Here is a 19240-nt window from a genome sequence, read left to right as displayed (position 1 = left end):
TAGCAGCCATGCAACATCAGAAAATTTAATAGCTATATAATTCAATGAACTTCGCTTCAGGAATAGGGCACCATCAAAATGATTTACATTGTAAATTATAATGTTTGTAATATTTATTAAACAAACTAATTTATCTCCGTTTTAATTCCGTTTAAGTTATAAATCAGGTCAGATTGCCGTCTGAACGAGGCCGGATCGCAAGAAACGGCATACCCGACAGTATGAGTGAAGGCGTTCAGGCAAGGACTGTTTCATCACCGCAGAGATAAGGTCTGCTGTCTGTGCAGTACCTGAGGAGACTCAGCAAAAGGTCTACAAATGCAGAGAGCGGTATCAATGACGCAGGGAAAAAGAAGCTGATGCCGGGACGTTGACACTGACGTTGACGTTGACGTTGACGCTGACGCTGAAGCGCCACAAAATAGCAGGAGTCCGGTAATGATAAAAAATCAGACCAATGATGTGCGAGGGAGTGAGGGAGTGAGGGAGTGAGGGAGTGAGGGAGTGAGGGAGTGAGGGAGTGAGGAGTATGCAATCATCGTTACTGCATCAGTAAACACGGTGAGGCTGGGACAGTCGCATCCCTTGTCCGAAGACACGATTATGCTCTCTGGCATCTCAACTTAGCCTTAGCAAACGGTTATCCCCGCAGAATAACAAGCATAACCATTCAGATTCATAAATTGAAGATTCATAAATGAAGACCGCTAGCGCTATGCCTGCTTCTTCATCGATTCCTTATTCTCGTACTGCTTCATATCAGCACTGCGCAGTGCCTCAATAATATTGGCTCCTGCAGAAACATGATATCCCCATGAAACAGAAAATATAATATCTGAATCAAACTCCCGTAATTTATCATTAATGCGGGCAATGACTTTTTCTATCTCGATATTATCAGGTTCTAAAATAAGCACACAAAACTCATCGCCTCCCAGACGGATCAATTTATCCTTATTCTTGCGAAAAACCTTAACCAGCGTTTGAGCCAGAAAGACTAATGCGCGATCTCCGGAATCATGGCCAAGTTGATCGTTAATGGTTTTAAAGTTATTGCAATCCAGTACCAGTACACCAACACGTTTATCTGAGAGACGGCTATTCGTAGTGTATAACTCTAAGTAACGTCGGTTATAACATCCGGTCAACGGATCTGCATAGCTATCGCCCTTGAATACCACCATCATCCGGTATATATATAACATCAACAGCAGTACAAGGATATAAACCACAAATGAAATTAGAAACGTCGTAATGTTATCAATCAGGATAATAGAAACGGGATATGCGTAACTCACCTCATATTTATGTGAAAAGTTAAGCCTGACGTTTGTACTAAACAGACGACTCACCCCATAAGTCATCTCTGAATTTTTGAGTCTGTCCCTGACAATCATCTTCACATGGTTACGCCACTCTGGCTTTATTCGGTCATAGATGATTCTTTTTAAATCATCCTGAACAAAATCTTTAAACACATAACCGATTATATCCACCCCTTGTGCATCGTTAAAATTGTAAACGATACTACCGACTGAGATCACTTTCTCCCCGGTATTAAAATCATCATAAATATCCGTTCTGACATTATAAGTCCAGGATAACGTCTTATTTTTCATCAAAGACAAAAAATCTTTTGTATGGAAGTAATCAATATTTTTAAAAATGTTCGATTCAGTATAGTTTTTATTAAATACTGGAGTTGAGAAATAAATATACGCCCGGTCTTTCGGAATGAAATAGACCAGTTGATTATGCGATTCTCGCTCATCTCTGCGAAACTGATAAATCTCATCAAATAAATGTAGAAAATTAAGCGTTTCGCAGCTTATCTGCTTATTTTTAGACTGTAATGTCCCATATAAGTTTGCTAAACCCTGCCGCTTGTCTACGTTAATCCCCCAGACATTTAACGCAGAATTATATTCTAAAGGAAAATAACAATCACTCTTCGCAGACCGAGGATTCCGCTGTTGATTCAAATAGCTCAAAGCCAGTGATAAATTATCATCGGTGTAGGTTTCATTAAGTATTTCCAGTCTGGCATCATAAAGATATTCTTTCATTACCTCCTGGACATTATCATACTGCATATGAAAGAAAATTACGCAAAAAGAAACATAAAACAAAGTCAACATTGCCACTATCATATATTTAATGCTAACATCATTTTTTATATTCATTTTCACACCAAAGGATCACGTATTTTCTGTCAATGAGTAAACGCCCTACCCTTTCCCATTATCATTATAGTCCATATAGAGGAAATCAGCCTGTATTTAATTAAGCATAAGAAAATGCTGTCTCCGTTTACAGAAACAGCATTTATCTGCGACTAGTTAATAAACATTATTTGAAAACTTCAGCAATCGCATCAAAATTCGGTCCATGTTCCCGGGCGGCGATAATGACATAATATTTACCACCTTTCTCATCGGCGAGCTGCGACAGCTTTTCATGAAGATCCATCGGTGATGAAATCTGTCCGCCAGAGGCCGCCACCGTAATATTATCGATATATTCATATTTAAAGTGATGAGCTTCATCTTTAGAAATCAGCATCGCCGCCGATGCGTTCATTGAAACTAAACCTACAACAGCAATCAATCCAGCCAGGGTCTTTTTCATAGCCTACTCCTTTAGTTAAGGTACTCACATCGGTGATAGTAATGACATTTCCCGGCATAAAGTTGTTGTAGATCAATACTTATCAATCACAGCCGCGTCTTTACTTTATGTTTATTGTGTCAGGCAGAAAAAATATATATCTATACATATCCTGAAAAAAACTTCGCCATGTAAAAAAGAAACCTACGTAATATGAGTGATAAAAAGGAAGAAAGCCATTCCGACAAAATCAAGCGGCCATTAGTTAAAATTTTATTGCCTGTTAAAAAAGCTCACAGGCAGGATAACCAACTGATATTTCTCAGCTTTGAAAGCCAGTGTATGATTATGTAATGTTTAGCAAACATCATTATTTTTCATTGCCAGCCATTCAAAATCTGCAATAATCATATTCAGTTCAAAAAATACATTTGTTCACATTCATATAAGGATATTATATGGAATGGAAAGTTACCGATGTATTAGTTTTCCCCCGCAGCAAAACGTGTCTGGCCGTTTGTGTGTCGCTAAAATCATTAAAGCTCGTCCTGTGGTATCATGGAGATTATTTTTTAAATACTGGAAGTGTACTAGAGATAGACAATAACGAATATATTGTTAATGGCAGGCAGCAGGAGCTGGATATTTTCAAAATCACCCCCTTTATGCCGGAGCAATGGCATCAGTATTTAAAGCCACATGGCTGCAGCGGCATGACTAAAAGTACAGAGAAATGTATGCACATAAAAAAATGTGCTTTTATCCTGTGTCCGTTTGGGACCAGAAAATATCTCACCATCTAGTCCTGGCCATTGGATTATGTGATGCAGTAATTATCACCGGATAGCGGGTTGTCTTTTGCTGGCGTTAACCGGCGCTTTCCCTGTCGCCTGGATTAATCCCCTGTCAAGGGGGTTCGCCCTGCCCAGGCAATAACAAAGATGAGACAAAAGCGCGTACCGCCTCACCTTCTGCGAAAACTCGTCGCCGCCGCGTATTTTCGCCTGTTGCTCCCTCCCCCCGGCGGCAGCGCAAATGCCTTTTCCCGGGGCGATATTCTTGCCCCGTCCGGGCTACCCTGACCCTTTGCCCCGCTTTGCCTGTAGATTGCGGCCGCCGACAAACTTATACTTGGCGCACAATTTTCACTCTAAGGTCTGGACATGACGTTCTCTTCTCCACTTAACAAACGCGGCGTAACGCCGGCGAAAGCGATGGTCGCGGCGATCAGCGGCTACGCAATGGATGGCTTTGATCTGCTGATTCTGGGCTTTATGCTCCCTGCTATCAGCGCTTCGCTGGCGCTCAGCACCTCTCAGGCCGGCTCCCTCGTCACCTGGACGCTGATTGGCGCGGTACTGGGCAGGATCTTTTTCGGCCATCTCAGCGACCGTCTGGGCCGTATTCGCGTCCTGACCTTCACGATCCTGATGTTCTCGGTCTTTACCGGCCTCTGTGCGGTTGCCCAGGGCTATTGGGATCTGCTGGCCTATCGCACCCTTGCCGGTATGGGGCTCGGCGGCGAATTCGGTATCGGCATGGCGCTGATTGCCGAAGTCTGGCCCGCCCATAAGCGCAACCGCGCCTCGGCATGGGTTGGCATCGGCTGGCAGCTTGGCGTTCTGCTTGCCGCCTTTATCACCCCTCTCCTGCTGGATATCATCGGCTGGCGCGGGATGTTCCTGGTGGGCCTGCTGCCCGCGCTGGTCTCATTTGCCATCCGCCGCGGCATGGGGGAGCCTGACGCATTTACCAAAGATATCGCGGTCACTCAGGAGGTCTCCTTTACGGCCCGGCTCAGGATGCTGTTTGCCGATCGCGCCACCTCGAAGGCCAGTATCGGGATCCTCATCCTGTGCTCGGTACAGAATTTTGGCTACTACGGCCTGATGATCTGGATGCCCAGCTATCTCTCCTCCAGCTTTGGCTTTTCACTCACCAAATCAGGACTCTGGACGGCGGTCACCGTCGTGGGCATGACTTTCGGTATCTGGTTGTTCGGCGTGCTGGCAGACCGTTTCGCCCGCTGGAAGATCTTTCTGCTTTACCAGGCTGGCGCGGTGGTGATGGTCATTGTCTACGCCCAGTTGCGGGACCCGACCCTGATGCTGTTTACCGGAGCGGTAATGGGTATGTTTGTTAACGGGATGATTGGCGGCTACGGCGCGCTTATCTCTGATACCTATCCGCTACGGGTCCGCGCTACGGCGCAGAACGTGCTGTTTAACCTTGGTCGCGGCGTCGGTGGTTTTGGACCGCTGGTGATTGGGCTGTTCGTCAGCCACTGGTCGTTTACCGCCGCCATTACTCTGCTGGCCCTTCTCTACCTGCTGGACATTTTCGCCACCTTATTCTTACTGCCGAAAACACAGGGCAGCGAAGACGCGCTGGGCGCGATCGGCTGATCCCAGCGCTCCAGATAAGCAAAGCCTGGGTTTCCCCAGGCTTTGCACACCAGATAGCGATCAGTAGTAGGCTTTCAGCGTTCGTTGGCAGAGCATCGAACGGACGCAATCATCGGCGGTAAAACGCACAATACCGATCATTTCGTCTTCCTCAAAACGCGCCAGCGCATCGACCAGCCCGGACTTCACGCCAGAGGGTAAATCACACTGGGTAATGTCGCCGTTAACGATGACCGTCACGTTTTCCCCGAGGCGGGTTAAAAACATTTTCATTTGCGCAGCCGTCACGTTCTGGGCCTCGTCCAGAATCACCACGGCATTTTCAAATGTACGTCCGCGCATATAGGCGAACGGCGCGATTTCCACCTTGCCGATTTCCGGCCGCAGGCAGTACTGCATAAAGGAAGAGCCCAGTCTCTTCACCAGCACGTCGTACACCGGTCGGAAATAGGGGGCAAACTTCTCGGCGATATCTCCCGGTAAGAAGCCGAGGTCTTCGTCGGCCTGCAGAACGGGACGGGTAACAATAATCCTGTCCACATCTTTATGAATCAGGGCTTCGGCTGCCTTCGCTGCGCTAATCCAGGTTTTTCCGCACCCGGCTTCGCCCGTTGCAAAAATCAGCTGTTTATTATCGATGGCATTCAAATAATGCGCCTGAGCGTCATTGCGCGCTTCAATCGGCGATGCGTCGCGGCTATCCCGCGCCATGCCAATTGCTTCTACGCCACTCATTTGCACAAGCGATGTGACCGATTCTTCTTCGCGCTGCTTATGGCTTCGCGAATCCTGTCTCAGCACACGTTTGGCCTCACGACGAGCTCTGGTCACTGCTTTTTGTCTTCCCATGGATAGCACCTTGCGTTGTTGGTTTACATCACACGCGCCACGATCGACGCGATTATGCGCACTAACGATTGAGGTTTGGCTTCCTTGTAAGCCATTGCTTGCCTGACGAATTGGCAGAGGGTCACGGCTACGCGCACCGGTAACCTTGCCTGGGTTCGAATTTTTGCTTGTGGATAGGGATAAGTCTGGGGAGCAGGAATCACGGCCGGGAGTGCGGCCCCCGTGCTGAGGAGTACGGTATGAGGTTTGACGTTTTCCGTTACAGCAATCGGGCATTCGCGATCTCCATAGTGAAACGACATCACTGCCGGGAACTACCGCGTCTGTAATAAGTACATCAAAAATAATTCTTAATGCAACTTATTTCTTACATATAGACAACAAATAGTTCTCATTGCAGCTGCAGAGAGTTTCCGACTATAAGATTACAGAAAAATGAAACAAGGCAGGAAATACAAAAAAAGAATGGAAAAACAGCAGAAACGCCCTGCCCTTTCGGGCAGGCACGTCAGGCTTCGAGCAGAGATTGCGCCAGGTAGTGCTGGCTATCGATAACGCCCGGTAACACAAAGAAGTAGCCGCCGCCGATAGGTTTGACGTACTCCTCCAGCGCTTCGCCGTTAAGGCGTTTTTGCACCGTCAGGAATCCCTTCTCCAGGTCATGCTGGTAGCAGACAAACAGCAGTCCCATATCCAGCTGCCCGGAGTTGGTCACCCCCAGCGAATAACTGTAGCCACGGCGCATCATCAGACTGGACTGCGTCTGCGGCGTACGCGGATTCGCCAGCCGAATGTGGCTGTCCAGGGCAATCATATCGCCGTCAGGATCGCGGCTGTAATCCGGCACGTCATGTTCATGCTGCATGCCCAGCGGCGCGCCGCTGTGCTTATCCCGACCAAAAATGGTCTGCTGCTCTTTCAGCGGGGTGCGATCCCAGAACTCCACGTGGAACTGGATGATACGCGCTGCCTGATAGCTGCCGCCGGTTGCCCATGCCGGCTCGCCCTGGTCGGGGGTCACCCACACCACGTCATCCATCAGCGCCTTATCGGTGCTGACCGGGTTCGCGGTGCCATCTTTAAAGCCCAGCAGGTTAACCGGCGTCTCTTTGCCTTTACTGCGCGCGGCGCTATCGGAAATAAACCCTTCGCGCTTCCAGCGCACGCTGAGCAAATCCGGCGTGTGTTTAATCACATCGCGCAGCGCATGGATAACCGTATCCTGAGTATTGGCGCAGATTTGCAACAGCAGATCGCCATGGCAAAGCGCCGCATCCAGCGCATCGTTGGGGAAGCGGGTCATCTTTTGCAGCTTTTTCGGCGCCTTGTCCGCTAATCCATAGCGCTCATCAAACAGCGAATGGCCCAGCGAAACGGTGACGGTCAGGTTATCCGGGGAGATCCACGGCCCGAGGATCCCCGAGTCCATCGGCGGCAGACGCGGATTTGGCGTGTCCGGCGCCGGCCCCCCTTTGGTCAGAAAGGCAATGCGCTGAGTCAGCAGGCGAAACAGCCGCTCCAGGTCAGCTTTATCGCTGGCCAGCACATCAAAGGCCACCAGCATCATCGATGCCTGCTGCGGCGTCAGCACGCCGGCCTGGTGCTGGCCGTAAAAAGGCTGCGCCTCGGCACGCGCGTCCGGCGACAGCGCCCCCGGAGAGCTGTTGCCGGACGCCGCGTGCGCCACCGGACAGCCGCCGGTGATAGCCAACGCGCCGCCAAGCGCGCCGATCCCTTTTAATAACCGACGACGTGAAGGTTCATTCACGTCAAATTGTTTGTGTTCTGCCATCGACTTAGTCCAGTCCAAGGATCCCGCGCAGCTGAGCCAGATCTTCCGCCAGCGTGGTGATTGGCCCTTTCAACGCATTACGATCCGCATCCGTCAGCTTGTCATAGGTTTCGAAGCCGTCTTTAGTGCGGTATTTACTGAGGATCGCGTCAACTTTCTTGAAGTTAGCATCCACTTTCGCCAGCAGCGCGCTGTTCTCTTTCTGCAGCTGCGGACGCAGCAGGTCGACGATTTTCTGTGCGCCGTCGATATTAGCCTGGAAGTCCCACAGATCGGTATGACTGTAGCGATCTTCCTCACCGCTGATTTTGCTGGCCGCGACTTCTTCAATCAGGCCCGCCGCGCCGCCCACCACTTTCGACGGTGGGAACGCCAGTTCGCTGATGCGTTTTTGCAGTTCCAGCACATCGCTGTTCAGCTGGTCGGCATACTTTTCCATCCCCTTGACGCTGTTATCGCCAAACAGGGCTTTTTCCAGACGGTGGAAGCCGGTGAATTTCGGGTCTTCGGCTTTTTTCTCATAATCGTCTTCACGGGCATCAATGCTGCCGTCCAGATCGGAGAACAGCTCGGCGATCGGTTCAATGCGCTCGTAGTGCTGGCGCGTCGGCGCATACAGCGCTTTCGCTTTTTCAATATCGCCCGCTTTCACCGCATCGGTGAAGGCTTTCGTGCCGCTAACCAGCTGGGCGGTTTCCGCCGTAACGTAGGCCTTATAGGCGGTAATCGCCTCGCCAAGGCTCAACACCGCATTGGCTTTCGCCGCATCTTTGGTGGCCTCGCCGGTGACAATCAGTTTGCCTTTCGGGTTGGTCAGCAGACCGCAGGTCATGTCATATTCGCCCGGCTGCAAATTCGCCGTCAGCTTTTGCGTAAAGCCCGGCGCAATATTCTCGCGCTCTTCCACCACCATCACGCCTTTAAGAATCTCCCACTCCAGCGCTTTCTGACTGTGGTTCTGAATAATGAACTGCGTTTTCCCCGCTTTCACGGTGACGTTCATCGGCTCACACTGCTTGTCGTTAACGGTCACTTTTACCTGCGGGATATCCGCAGCCTGGGCGTAGAAAGCAGAGCTGAACAACGCTGCGACGGCAAGCTGCAGCGCATTACGGCGAAAATGAATTATCATGATCATCCCTTTCGGTAAGTATGTGGTAACCATAGTCCTGCGGCGCCCTACTTAAGCGGAGCGGTACGCGAGGTTGCTGTATTGCTACGCGGCGGCAGCGCAAACAGCACCAGCGCCGGAATCAAATAGATAAAGTAGACCGCCACTTCACTGACGGTAGGCGTCTCCTGGTAACCGAAGATCCCTTCCAGCAGCGTGCCGAAAAGCGTGTGGGTCGACAGCACGCCGCTCAGATCAAACGCCACGTCCTGGAAGTGGTTCCACAGTCCGGCTTCATGGAAGGCGCGAATTGCCCCGGCAGCCAGCCCGGCCGCCACCAGCAGAATGAATAAACTGGTCCATTTGAAAAACAGCCCGAGGTTAAGGCGGATCCCGCCCCAGTAAAGCAGGAAGCCGAGGACAATCGCGGTCGCCAGCCCCAGCATCGCCCCGAGCGGCGGCCAGATCCCCACATCCTGCTGGAAGGCCGCCAGCAGGAAGAACACCGACTCCAGCCCTTCCCGCGCGACGGCGAAAAAGACCATCATCACCAGCGCCCAGCCGTGATGATTACCGCGCTGTAGCGCATTATCCACCGCCTGTTCCAGCTGCTGTTTCACGTTGCGCGAGACTTTACGCATCCAGAAGACCATCCAGGTCAGGATGCATACCGCCACCAGCGCCACGATGCCTTCGAACAGCTCCTGTTCACGCTGGGGAAACTCGCCGGTGGTTTCGTTGATAAAGATCCCAAGGCCCAGGCACAGCGCCGCCGCCAGGATAACGCCAATCCACATGACGCCAATCCAGCTGCCGCGCTGGGTGCGTTTGAGATAGCTGGCAATCAGGCTGACAATCAGCGCCGCTTCCAGCCCTTCGCGTAACATAATGAGAAATGGAACAAACATGCCAACACCCTTCAATGTGAATCGCAGTCAGTGGATGCAAAGATAGGTAAATATTTCTGATAGTGATTATCATTACAATAATCAGAAACACAAGCGAAATATAGAGAGATCAGTGACGAGTTGTAAATTAATCGCTATAAAATAATTACTTAGGGGATTATCTGTCTTCACCACGCTCAAGCGGTTTTTTCACTGCAGATATTTACCCGCCAGTGCGGCTGTGGCTAAATAGCGGCCTTATTGACCTGCGAAAAGAACAACATGACACAATTCTTGCACTTCCTGCTGGCGCTGGCGGTTATCCTCGGCCTTGCCTGGCTTGCCAGCTATGACCGACAAAAAATCCGCGTTCGCTATATTATCCAGTTAATTATCATTGAAATTGCGCTGGCTTTCTTTTTTCTGCATGCCGAAAGCGGGCTGTGGATAGTTAAAAATATCTCAGGATTTTTCACTTCGCTGCTCGGCTTCGCCGCCGAAGGCACCAACTTTGTATTTGGCGGCATGAGCGAAAAAGGGATGGCGTTTATTTTCCTTGGCGTACTGTGCCCGATTGTCTTTATTTCGGCGCTGATCGGTATTCTCCAGCACTGGCGCATCCTGCCCGTGTTCATCCGCGTGATAGGTACCCTGCTCTCCAAAGTCAACGGCATGGGGAAACTGGAGTCCTTTAACGCCGTCAGCTCGCTGATTCTCGGCCAGTCGGAGAACTTTATCGCCTACAAAGGCGTGCTGGGCGACCTCTCCTCCCGCCGGCTGTTCACCATGGCGGCGACCGCGATGTCAACGGTGTCGCTCTCCATCGTCGGCGCCTATATGAGCATGCTCGACGCAAAATATGTGGTCGCGGCGCTGATCCTTAATATGTTCAGCACCTTTATTGTGCTGTCGATTATTAACCCGACGCGCCCGGGTAGCGAGGAAGAGATTAAGCTGGAGAAGCTCCACGAATCACAAAGCTTCTTCGAAATGCTCGGGGAATATATTCTTGCCGGCTTTAAAGTGGCGATGATTATTCTGGCGATGCTGATTGGTTTTATTGCCCTGATCAGCGCCATTAATGCCCTGTTCGCCACACTATTTGGTCTGAGCTTCCAGCAAATTCTCGGCTACGTTTTTTATCCGCTGGCCTGGCTGATTGGTATTCCGCTCAGCGATGCGTTGAACGCCGGAAGTATTATGGCCACCAAGCTGGTGGCCAATGAGTTCGTGGCGATGATTGAGCTGCAGAAAATTGCTGCCGGTATGACCCCGCGCGGACTGGGCATCCTGTCGGTCTTCCTGGTCTCTTTTGCCAACTTTGCTTCGATCGGTATTATTGCCGGGGCCATTAAAGGGCTGAACGAAAAACAGGGCAATATTGTTTCCCGCTTCGGTCTGCGTCTGGTGTTCGGCGCCACGCTGGTGAGCCTGCTCTCTGCCAGCTTCGCGGGGCTGGTGCTGTAACCGGGGAGACGCCATTGCGTTTGTGCCGGGTAAGGCGTCAGCCGCCACCCGGCACTTTCAGCAGAGGCAGTTTACATTAAAAATGTACGCAGACCGGTTGGTCAACGCGCATCACCGACTCCTGGGCAAAGCGCGATTTATAGAGGTGACGTAACGCCTCAATCCCCTCTTCACTGTCGCCGTCTTTACCATGAATCAGCATCAGCGCTTTACTCTGCTCGCGGGCCACGTTGCCATCATTGCCCAACCACTGGCCCCGGGCGTCAAACACCGTTAACCCCTCACGAAAGCGCGGCGTGACGTCGCGGTCAACAAACTGCTGCCACTCCTGGGCGGTGATATCTTTGCCCGCCGGGCGGCTCAAACCGAAATAGAGCGTGGTCTGCACCATCGCATTCTCTGCCGGGCATACCGCCGCGGTGGGAACCGGCGCACTCTTCTTCGCCGGCGCCACGCAACCGCCAAGCAACCCGGCCATCACCAGCACCAGCGCACCCTGTCTGAACGTCATTTTGCTATCCTCATTGTTTTTTGTGCCCCCGATATCAGCGTATTTTCATGGAATTAGCAAGAGGGGGAGCAGCGCCGCCGGGCGTTTGACCGGCTATCAGCAACCAAAAAGCCCGCTGAAACGCGGGCTGGATTGACCTGTCCTGAGTTTACTCGGCGATAGCCGGCGTCGGCGGAGCCGAATGGTAATGGGCGTCCGCTTCGGCAAAGCGTTGCTGCATCGAGGCCGACGGAGCTTTGCTCAGCAGGCTGAAGACCACGATACCGAGGCTGCCGAAGATAAAGCCAGGGATGATTTCATACAGCTCCTGCCAACCGAACTGTTTCCAGAAAATCACCGTCAGCGCGCCGATCACCATCCCAGCCAGCGCCCCGTTACGCGTCATACGCGACCACATTACCGAGAACAAAACGACCGGACCAAACGCCGCACCGAAACCGGCCCAGGCGTAGCTCACCAGACCCAGCACGCGGTTGTTCGGGTTGGCCGCCAGCGCAATGGCGACCAGCGCCACCACCAGGACCATCACCCGTCCGATCCACACCAGCTCTTTTTGCCCGGCGTTTTTACGCAGAAACGCTTTATACAAGTCTTCGGTAATCGCGCTGGAGCACACCAGCAGCTGGCAGCTCAGGGTGGACATCACCGCCGCCAGAATCGCCGACAGCAGGATACCGGCAATCCAAGGGTTAAACAGGATTTGCGCCAGTTCGATAAACACGCGCTCGGAGTTCTGATTCACCGCCCCGGCCAGCGCCGGGTTATTATTGAACCATGCAATACCGAAGAAACCGACCGCCACCGCGCCCGCCAGGCAGAGAATCATCCACGTCATGCTGATACGGCGAGCGTGAACAATACTGTGATGCGAGTCCGCGGCCATAAAACGCGCCAGAATATGCGGCTGGCCAAAGTAGCCAAGGCCCCAGCCCATCAGCGAAATAATCGCCACAAAATTCAGCCCCTTGAGCATATCGACGTTTTCAATGCTCTTCTGCTTGATCACTTCCAGCGATTCGCCAAAGCCGCCAACGGAAATAATGACCATCACCGGCGTCAGAATCAGCGCGAAAATCATCAGGCTGGCCTGCACGGTATCGGTCCAGCTGACGGCGAGGAATCCGCCGACGAAGGTATAAATAATCGTCGCCGCCGCACCGGCCCACAGCGCCGTTTCATAGCTCATGCCAAAGGTGCTTTCAAACAGACGAGCGCCGGCAACAATCCCGGAGGCGCAATAAATGGTGAAGAACAGCAAAATAACCAGCGCCGAAATAATACGCAGCACGCGGCTTTTATCTTCAAAGCGGCCGGTAAAATAATCCGGCAAGGTCAGCGCGTTATTATTCACCTCGGTATGAACGCGCAGGCGGCCGGCGACCAGTTTCCAGTTAATCCATGCGCCGAGCGTCAGGCCGATGGCAATCCAGCTCTCGGAAATACCGGAGAGAAATATCGCACCGGGTAATCCCATCAGCAGCCAGCCGCTCATATCAGAGGCCCCCGCGGAGAGCGCCGTCACAAATGGCCCGAGGCTGCGACCGCCGAGAATATAATCATCAAAGTTCTTTGTCGATCGCCAGGCAATAAAACCGATCAATATCATGCCAAATATATAAATAGTAAAAGTCACCAACATGGGGGTGCTAATAGCCATGTAAAATCTCCAGATTATTTTGTCAACAACATCCTGCTTTGTCATTTTATTCCACTACCGGAACGGGGTAATGGCGCAATGGTTGTATTGGGCGACCGTATCCTGACGGATGCGTCGGCATTTCACAAACGATTTAACACAGCATTTACACTAATTCTTGTCCGTACCAAACTTCATTTCGTTACAGGTTGCACTCTCTCACATTTTTATTGGTTGCACCTTGTAAAACTGTTAACTGACGCATAAAAAACCGCGGCGGAGAAAGGTTAATTTTCCGTTATATCCATCACCGCAATTAACAATTTACGCCTTTCTCAGCTTGCTACACAGGTCACGATTAACAAGGTTGCACAAAGTTGCAACATAGTGGATATTTCCGCGTAACCGAAAAAAAGAACAACGATTGATAACAGGAGTGATAAGCATGGGCACCACCACCATGGGTGTTAAGCTTGACGACGCGACGCGTGAACGCATTAAGTTCGCCGCGAGCCGTATTGACCGCTCGCCGCACTGGCTGATTAAACAGGCCATTTTCAACTATCTGGAAAAGCTGGAAAACGACCAGACGCTGCCCGAGCTGCCGACCCTGCTTACCGGCACCGCCAATGAAAGCGATGACGCCAGCAGCCAGGTCGATGAGCCGTGGCAGCCATTCCTCGAATTTGCCGAGCAGATCCTGCCGCAGTCCGTCACCCGGGCCTCGATTACTGCCGCTTACCGCCGGGCGGAGACCGACGCCGTCCCTATGCTGCTGGAGCAGGCGCGTCTGCCGCAGCCGCTGGCAGAACAGGCGCACAGGCTGGCTTATCAGCTAGCGGAAAAACTGCGTAATCAAAAAACCGCCAGCGGTCGCGCCGGCATGGTGCAGAGCCTGCTGCAAGAGTTTTCCCTCTCCTCGCAGGAAGGGGTGGCGCTGATGTGTCTGGCGGAGGCGCTGCTGCGTATTCCGGACAAAGCCACCCGCGATGCCCTCATCCGCGACAAAATCAGCAACGGTAACTGGCAATCGCATATCGGCCGCAGCCCGTCGCTGTTCGTTAACGCCGCCACCTGGGGCCTGCTGTTTACCGGCAAACTGGTCTCTACCCATAACGAAACCAGCCTGTCGCGCTCGCTGAACCGGATTATCGGCAAAAGCGGCGAACCGCTGATTCGCAAAGGCGTCGACATGGCGATGCGTTTAATGGGCGAGCAGTTCGTGACCGGCGAAACCATTGCCGAAGCGCTGGCCAACGCCCGCAAGCTGGAAGAGAAAGGGTTCCGTTACTCCTACGATATGCTGGGCGAAGCCGCCCTCACCGCCGCCGATGCTCAGGCCTATATGGTCTCCTACCAGCAGGCGATCCACGCGATTGGCAAAGCCTCTAACGGCCGCGGTATTTATGAAGGGCCGGGGATTTCGATCAAGCTCTCCGCGCTGCACCCGCGCTATAGCCGCGCGCAATACGATCGGGTGATGGATGAACTGTATCCGCGCCTGAAATCATTGACTCTGCTGGCACGGCAGTACGACATCGGGATTAACATCGATGCCGAAGAAGCCGATCGTCTGGAGATCTCCCTCGATCTGCTGGAAAAGCTGTGTTTTGAACCAGAGCTGGCCGGCTGGAACGGGATCGGCTTCGTCATTCAGGCCTATCAGAAACGCTGCCCGTTCGTCATTGATTCCCTGATCGATCTTGCCACCCGCAGCCGCCGTCGCCTGATGATCCGCCTGGTAAAAGGCGCCTACTGGGACAGCGAAATCAAACGCGCGCAGATGGACGGCCTCGAAGGCTACCCGGTTTACACCCGCAAAGTGTATACCGACGTATCCTACCTCGCCTGCGCGAAAAAGCTGCTGGCGGTGCCGAGCCTGATCTACCCGCAGTTCGCCACCCACAACGCCCACACCCTGGCCGCCATTTATCAGCTGGCCGGGCAGAACTACTATCCCGGCCAGTATGAGTTCCAGTGCCTGCACGGCATGGGCGAACCGCTCTACGAGCAGGTGGTCGGCAAGGTTGCCGACGGTAAACTGAATCGTCCGTGCCGGATTTATGCGCCGGTCGGGACTCACGAAACGCTGCTGGCATACCTGGTGCGTCGCCTGCTGGAAAACGGCGCCAACACCTCCTTTGTTAATCGTATCGCGGATAGTACGCTGCCGCTGGATGAGCTGGTGGCCGACCCGGTCAGCGCCGTGGAAAAACTGGCTCAGCAGGAGGGTCAGGCCGGTCTGCCGCATCCGAAGATCCCGCTGCCACGCGATCTGTACGGCAAAGGCCGCAGCAACTCCGCGGGCCTGGATTTGGCCAACGAACACCGTCTGGCCTCCCTCTCCTCCGCTTTGCTGAACAGCGCGTTGCACAAATGGCAGGCGCTGCCGACGCTGGAGCATCCGGTGATTGCCGGCGAACTGCAGGCGGTGATTAACCCGGCCGAGCCGAAAGATATCGTCGGCCACGTGCGTGAAGCCCGCCCGGAAGAGATTGAGCTGGCGCTGACCAGCGCGGTCAATAACGCGCCTATCTGGTTTGCCACCCCGCCACAGGAGCGTGCGGCGATCCTTGAACGCGCGGCGATACTGATGGAAGGCCAGATGCAGACGCTGATCGGCATTCTGGTCCGCGAAGCCGGTAAAACCTTCAGCAACGCCATCGCCGAAGTCCGCGAAGCCGTCGATTTCCTCCACTACTACGCCGGTCAGGTGCGCGACGATTTCGATAATGAAACCCACCGTCCGCTGGGCCCAGTGGTCTGTATTAGCCCGTGGAACTTCCCGCTGGCGATTTTCACCGGTCAGATTGCCGCCGCGCTGGCCGCCGGTAACAGCGTACTGGCGAAACCCGCCGAACAGACGCCGCTGATTGCCGCCCAGGGCGTGGCGATTCTGCTGGAAGCCGGGGTCCCGCCGGGGGTGATTCAGTTGCTGCCGGGCCGCGGGGAAACCGTCGGCGCCGCGCTGACCACCGACGATCGCGTTCGCGGCGTGATGTTTACCGGCTCCACCGAAGTCGCCACCCTGCTGCAACGCAATATCGCCAGCCGTCTGGATGCACAGGGGCGTCCGACGCCGCTTATCGCCGAAACGGGCGGGATGAACGCGATGATCGTCGACTCCTCCGCCCTCACCGAGCAAGTGGTGGTCGATGTGCTGGCTTCCGCGTTCGATAGCGCCGGGCAGCGCTGTTCCGCCCTGCGTATTCTCTGCCTGCAGGAAGAGATAGCAGACCATACGCTGACCATGCTGCGCGGTGCGATGGGCGAATGCCGGATGGGCAACCCTGGCCGCCTGACGACCGACATCGGTCCGGTCATCGATGCCGAAGCGAAAGAGAATATTGAACGCCATATTCAGAGCCTGCGCGCCAAAGGACGCACGGTGTTCCAGGCGGTACGGGAAAACAGCGAGGATGCGCGTGAGTGGCACAGCGGGACCTTCATTCCGCCGACCCTGATCGAGCTGGAGAGCTTTGATGAGCTAAAAAAAGAGGTCTTTGGCCCGGTTCTGCACGTGGTTCGCTACAACCGTAACGCTCTGGATCAACTGGTCGAACAGATTAATGCCTCCGGCTACGGTCTGACTCTCGGCGTCCATACCCGCATCGATGAGACCATCGCGCAGGTCACCGGCAGCGCGAAGGTCGGCAACCTGTACGTTAACCGCAATATGGTTGGCGCCGTGGTCGGCGTGCAGCCGTTTGGCGGCGAGGGTCTGTCGGGGACCGGACCGAAAGCCGGCGGCCCGCTGTATTTGTATCGCCTGCTCTCCAGCCGTCCGCAAAATGCCGTCGGGACCACCCTTGCCCGCCAGGATGCGCAACGCCCGCTGGATGCGCAGCTGAAAACCCTGCTGGAAAAACCGCTGAACGCGCTGCAGCAGTGGGCCGCCGGTCGCCCTGAACTGCAGGCGCTGTGCCAGCAGTATCGTGACCTGGCGCAAGCCGGTACCCAGCGTCTGCTGCCGGGGCCGACCGGCGAGCGCAATACCCTGACCTTTATCCCTCGCGACCGCGTGCTGTGCGTGGCGGATAACGAGCAGGATGCGCTGATTCAGCTGGCGGCAGTCACCGCGGTCGGCTGTGAAATCCTGTGGCCGGAGAGCGCTCTGCATCGCGAACTGGCGAAGAAACTGCCGCGCGAGGTCAGCGAACGTCTCCACTTTGCCAAACCGGAGATGTTGAGCGCTCAGGCGTTCGATGCGGTTATCTACCACGGCGACTCCGACCAGTTGCGCGAACTGTGCGAGCAGGTGGCGGCACGCGATGGCGCGATTATCTCGGTTCAGGGTTTCGCCCGCGGTGAGAGCAACCTGCTGCTGGAACGTCTGTACATTGAACGCTCGCTGAGCGTCAATACCGCGGCGGCAGGCGGCAACGCCAGCCTGATGACCATCGGCTAACGCTGTTCCCCGGAGGCGGTGCTACGCACCTGTCCGGGCTACCTGTCTTCAGCCGTCTGCCGTTCTGTAGCCCGGGTAAGGCGCTCTGCGCCGACCCCGGGAAAATCCGCCCGTAGCCCAGGCAAGGCGCCCTGCGCCGCCCCCGGGAAAACCCACCAGGAAAATCCGCCGGGAAAAGCAGACGGCACCTACGGCAGCTAATGACACCGGACGCCGGCTGTGGTTAATTAAAGCTCCCCGACGGAAGCTTTTTTATGGGAGTGGTCCAATGAAACGAACGTTACTTGCCCTTGTCGCCCTGCTGGCAAGCGGGCATGCCCTGGCGGACGAATGCGCCAGCGCCGGTAATCAGGCTGAGCTGAATCAGTGTACGGCAGCACAATATCAGGCGGCCGATAGCAAGCTGAATCAGACCTATCAGGAAGCGCTGAAGCGCGCCTCGGGTAAACAGCAGGCACTGTTGAAAAAAGCGCAGCTGGCGTGGATAGCGCTGCGCGACGCCGACTGCGCCTTCATCGCTTCCGGCACCGAGGGCGGCAGCGTCCAGCCGATGCTCATCAATCAGTGTATGGCAGACAAAACCGTTGAGCGCGAATCGTTCCTTGCTTCGCTGCTGCAGTGTGAAGAGGGTGACCAGAGCTGTCCGCTTCCCCCCGCCAGTTAACGCACCCGGATACCTTCAATGATCAGCCGCTGGACGTTCTCCACGGTTTGTTGAAAAAACGCCTCGTCACGCAGCGTTGCGCCGGTGACCGCCTCAATCTGGGTGGCAAAATCGGCGTAATGTTGCGTGGTGGCCCAGATCATAAAGATCAGATGCTGAGGGTCGACCGGCGCCAGCTTCCCGCTATCGACCCAGCCAGAAACAATCGCCGATTTCTCATCAACCAGCGCTTTCAGATCGCCGGTCAGCTCGCCCATCAGCAGCGGCGCCCCCTGCAGCATCTCCAGACAAAACAGCCTCGATGCCTGCGGATAATCGCGCGACACCTCCAGCTTGAGACGAATATATTCGCGGATAGCCACCAGCGGGCTGATATCTTCGCGAAAGGCCCGCAGCGGCGCCAGCCAGATGGTGAGAATCTGCTGCAATACGGCGACATACAACGCCTCTTTCGACGGGTAGTAATAGAGTAAATTCGTTTTCGATACCCCGGACAGCTCAGCCACCTGCTCCAGCCGCGTACCGTGGATACCAAATTGCGAAAATGCGTCCAGCGCAGCGGCCAGGATAGCCTCTTTCTTTGCGTTCACCGCCTGCGAACGCTTCCCGGTTTTTTTTACAGCGCCCTCTGCCATCGTTATCTCCTTCTTTCAACGCCATCAGCATAGCAAAAGCCCAACCTCGACACGACCTTATGCACCCCAATTGCGCATGACTGCCGTTTTTTCGTGCACTCATTTTGACCATTCAGTCCACTTTTTCCGCCTTCATTTTTGGCAACTAACGCGCAACACATTAATAACATTGCGGTTTGCAAAACTGGCATCACCTTTGCTTTATCTTGCTGGCGAGGTGACCCAGGAGATGCAGGATGCAGCGCCGCGCGCCTTCTTCTTCAACGAT

General features: G+C 54.0%; 14 protein-coding genes. 5 read left to right on the top strand and 9 right to left on the bottom strand.

Translation table 11 applies throughout. The features are described from left to right. Nucleotides 1–713: 713 nt before the first annotated feature. Both FNY10_RS04545 and FNY10_RS04540 read right to left on the bottom strand, forming a co-directional pair. Nucleotides 714–2066: a GGDEF domain-containing protein gene (locus FNY10_RS04545; protein ID WP_160703848.1), complete on the bottom strand. Its 1353-nt coding sequence runs from the start codon at nucleotides 2064–2066 to the stop codon at nucleotides 714–716. Between the two features lie 283 nt (nucleotides 2067–2349). Next, nucleotides 2350–2628: a DUF1471 domain-containing protein gene (locus FNY10_RS04540; protein WP_100685710.1), complete on the bottom strand. Its 279-nt coding sequence runs from the start codon at nucleotides 2626–2628 to the stop codon at nucleotides 2350–2352. Nucleotides 2629–3065: 437 nt separating this feature from the next. On the opposite strand from FNY10_RS04540, the gene FNY10_RS04535 reads away from it, so the two are divergent. Both FNY10_RS04535 and FNY10_RS04530 read left to right on the top strand, forming a co-directional pair. Further along, complete coding sequence (locus FNY10_RS04535) at nucleotides 3066–3410, top strand: hypothetical protein (RefSeq protein ID WP_131048437.1); 345 nt, start codon at nucleotides 3066–3068, stop codon at nucleotides 3408–3410. A gap of 360 nt (nucleotides 3411–3770) precedes the next feature. After that, nucleotides 3771–5012 (top strand): MFS transporter, encoded by a 1242-nt coding sequence (locus tag FNY10_RS04530; RefSeq protein WP_160703850.1) that lies wholly within the window; start codon nucleotides 3771–3773, stop codon nucleotides 5010–5012. Between the two features lie 60 nt (nucleotides 5013–5072). Here FNY10_RS04530 and phoH read toward each other — a convergent pair whose 3' ends face one another. From phoH to efeU, 4 genes are all read right to left on the bottom strand, one after another. Further along, nucleotides 5073–5861, bottom strand: a complete 789-nt coding sequence (phoH, locus tag FNY10_RS04525; protein ID WP_191119242.1) for a phosphate starvation-inducible protein PhoH — start codon at nucleotides 5859–5861, stop codon at nucleotides 5073–5075. A gap of 508 nt (nucleotides 5862–6369) precedes the next feature. Then, nucleotides 6370–7653, bottom strand: coding sequence for an iron uptake transporter deferrochelatase/peroxidase subunit (efeB, locus tag FNY10_RS04520; protein WP_100685714.1), 1284 nt, complete (start codon nucleotides 7651–7653; stop codon nucleotides 6370–6372). Nucleotides 7654–7657: 4 nt separating this feature from the next. Further along, the gene (gene efeO / locus FNY10_RS04515) at nucleotides 7658–8785 is read right to left on the bottom strand and encodes an iron uptake system protein EfeO (protein ID WP_160703852.1); all 1128 of its coding nucleotides are present in this window, start codon (nucleotides 8783–8785) and stop codon (nucleotides 7658–7660) included. Between the two features lie 47 nt (nucleotides 8786–8832). Further along, the gene (gene efeU / locus FNY10_RS04510; RefSeq protein ID WP_160703854.1) at nucleotides 8833–9672 is read right to left on the bottom strand and encodes an iron uptake transporter permease EfeU; all 840 of its coding nucleotides are present in this window, start codon (nucleotides 9670–9672) and stop codon (nucleotides 8833–8835) included. 261 nt (nucleotides 9673–9933) lie between these two features. Here efeU and FNY10_RS04505 point away from each other — a divergent pair, with 261 nt between their 5' ends. Continuing rightward, the gene (locus FNY10_RS04505; RefSeq protein ID WP_141964943.1) at nucleotides 9934–11118 is read left to right on the top strand and encodes a NupC/NupG family nucleoside CNT transporter; all 1185 of its coding nucleotides are present in this window, start codon (nucleotides 9934–9936) and stop codon (nucleotides 11116–11118) included. A gap of 76 nt (nucleotides 11119–11194) precedes the next feature. Here the strand turns inward: FNY10_RS04505 and FNY10_RS04500 are convergent, their stop codons facing one another. Further along, nucleotides 11195–11629: a DUF3574 domain-containing protein gene (locus FNY10_RS04500; protein ID WP_100685718.1), complete on the bottom strand. Its 435-nt coding sequence runs from the start codon at nucleotides 11627–11629 to the stop codon at nucleotides 11195–11197. Between the two features lie 148 nt (nucleotides 11630–11777). Continuing rightward, on the bottom strand, nucleotides 11778–13286 hold the full coding sequence (gene putP / locus FNY10_RS04495) for a sodium/proline symporter PutP (RefSeq protein ID WP_100685719.1): 1509 nt from the start codon (nucleotides 13284–13286) through the stop codon (nucleotides 11778–11780). 424 nt (nucleotides 13287–13710) lie between these two features. Between putP and putA the strand changes: the two genes are divergently transcribed. Beyond that, nucleotides 13711–17673, top strand: coding sequence for a trifunctional transcriptional regulator/proline dehydrogenase/L-glutamate gamma-semialdehyde dehydrogenase (gene putA / locus FNY10_RS04490; RefSeq protein WP_160703856.1), 3963 nt, complete (start codon nucleotides 13711–13713; stop codon nucleotides 17671–17673). Nucleotides 17674–17941: 268 nt separating this feature from the next. After that, on the top strand, nucleotides 17942–18337 hold the full coding sequence (locus FNY10_RS04485) for a lysozyme inhibitor LprI family protein (RefSeq protein ID WP_160703858.1): 396 nt from the start codon (nucleotides 17942–17944) through the stop codon (nucleotides 18335–18337). Here FNY10_RS04485 and rutR read toward each other — a convergent pair. Next, nucleotides 18334–18972: an HTH-type transcriptional regulator RutR gene (gene rutR / locus FNY10_RS04480; protein ID WP_131048428.1), complete on the bottom strand. Its 639-nt coding sequence runs from the start codon at nucleotides 18970–18972 to the stop codon at nucleotides 18334–18336. The two genes, FNY10_RS04485 and rutR, sit on opposite strands and share 4 nt — an antisense overlap. Nucleotides 18973–19240 lie beyond the last annotated feature (268 nt).

The organism is Klebsiella sp. Lac1 (assembly GCF_009825425.1).
In the GTDB taxonomy this organism is placed as follows: domain Bacteria; phylum Pseudomonadota; class Gammaproteobacteria; order Enterobacterales; family Enterobacteriaceae; genus Klebsiella; species Klebsiella electrica.
Note: the sequence above shows the minus strand (reverse complement) of the source record. Positions and strands in the feature narration are given on the sequence as shown.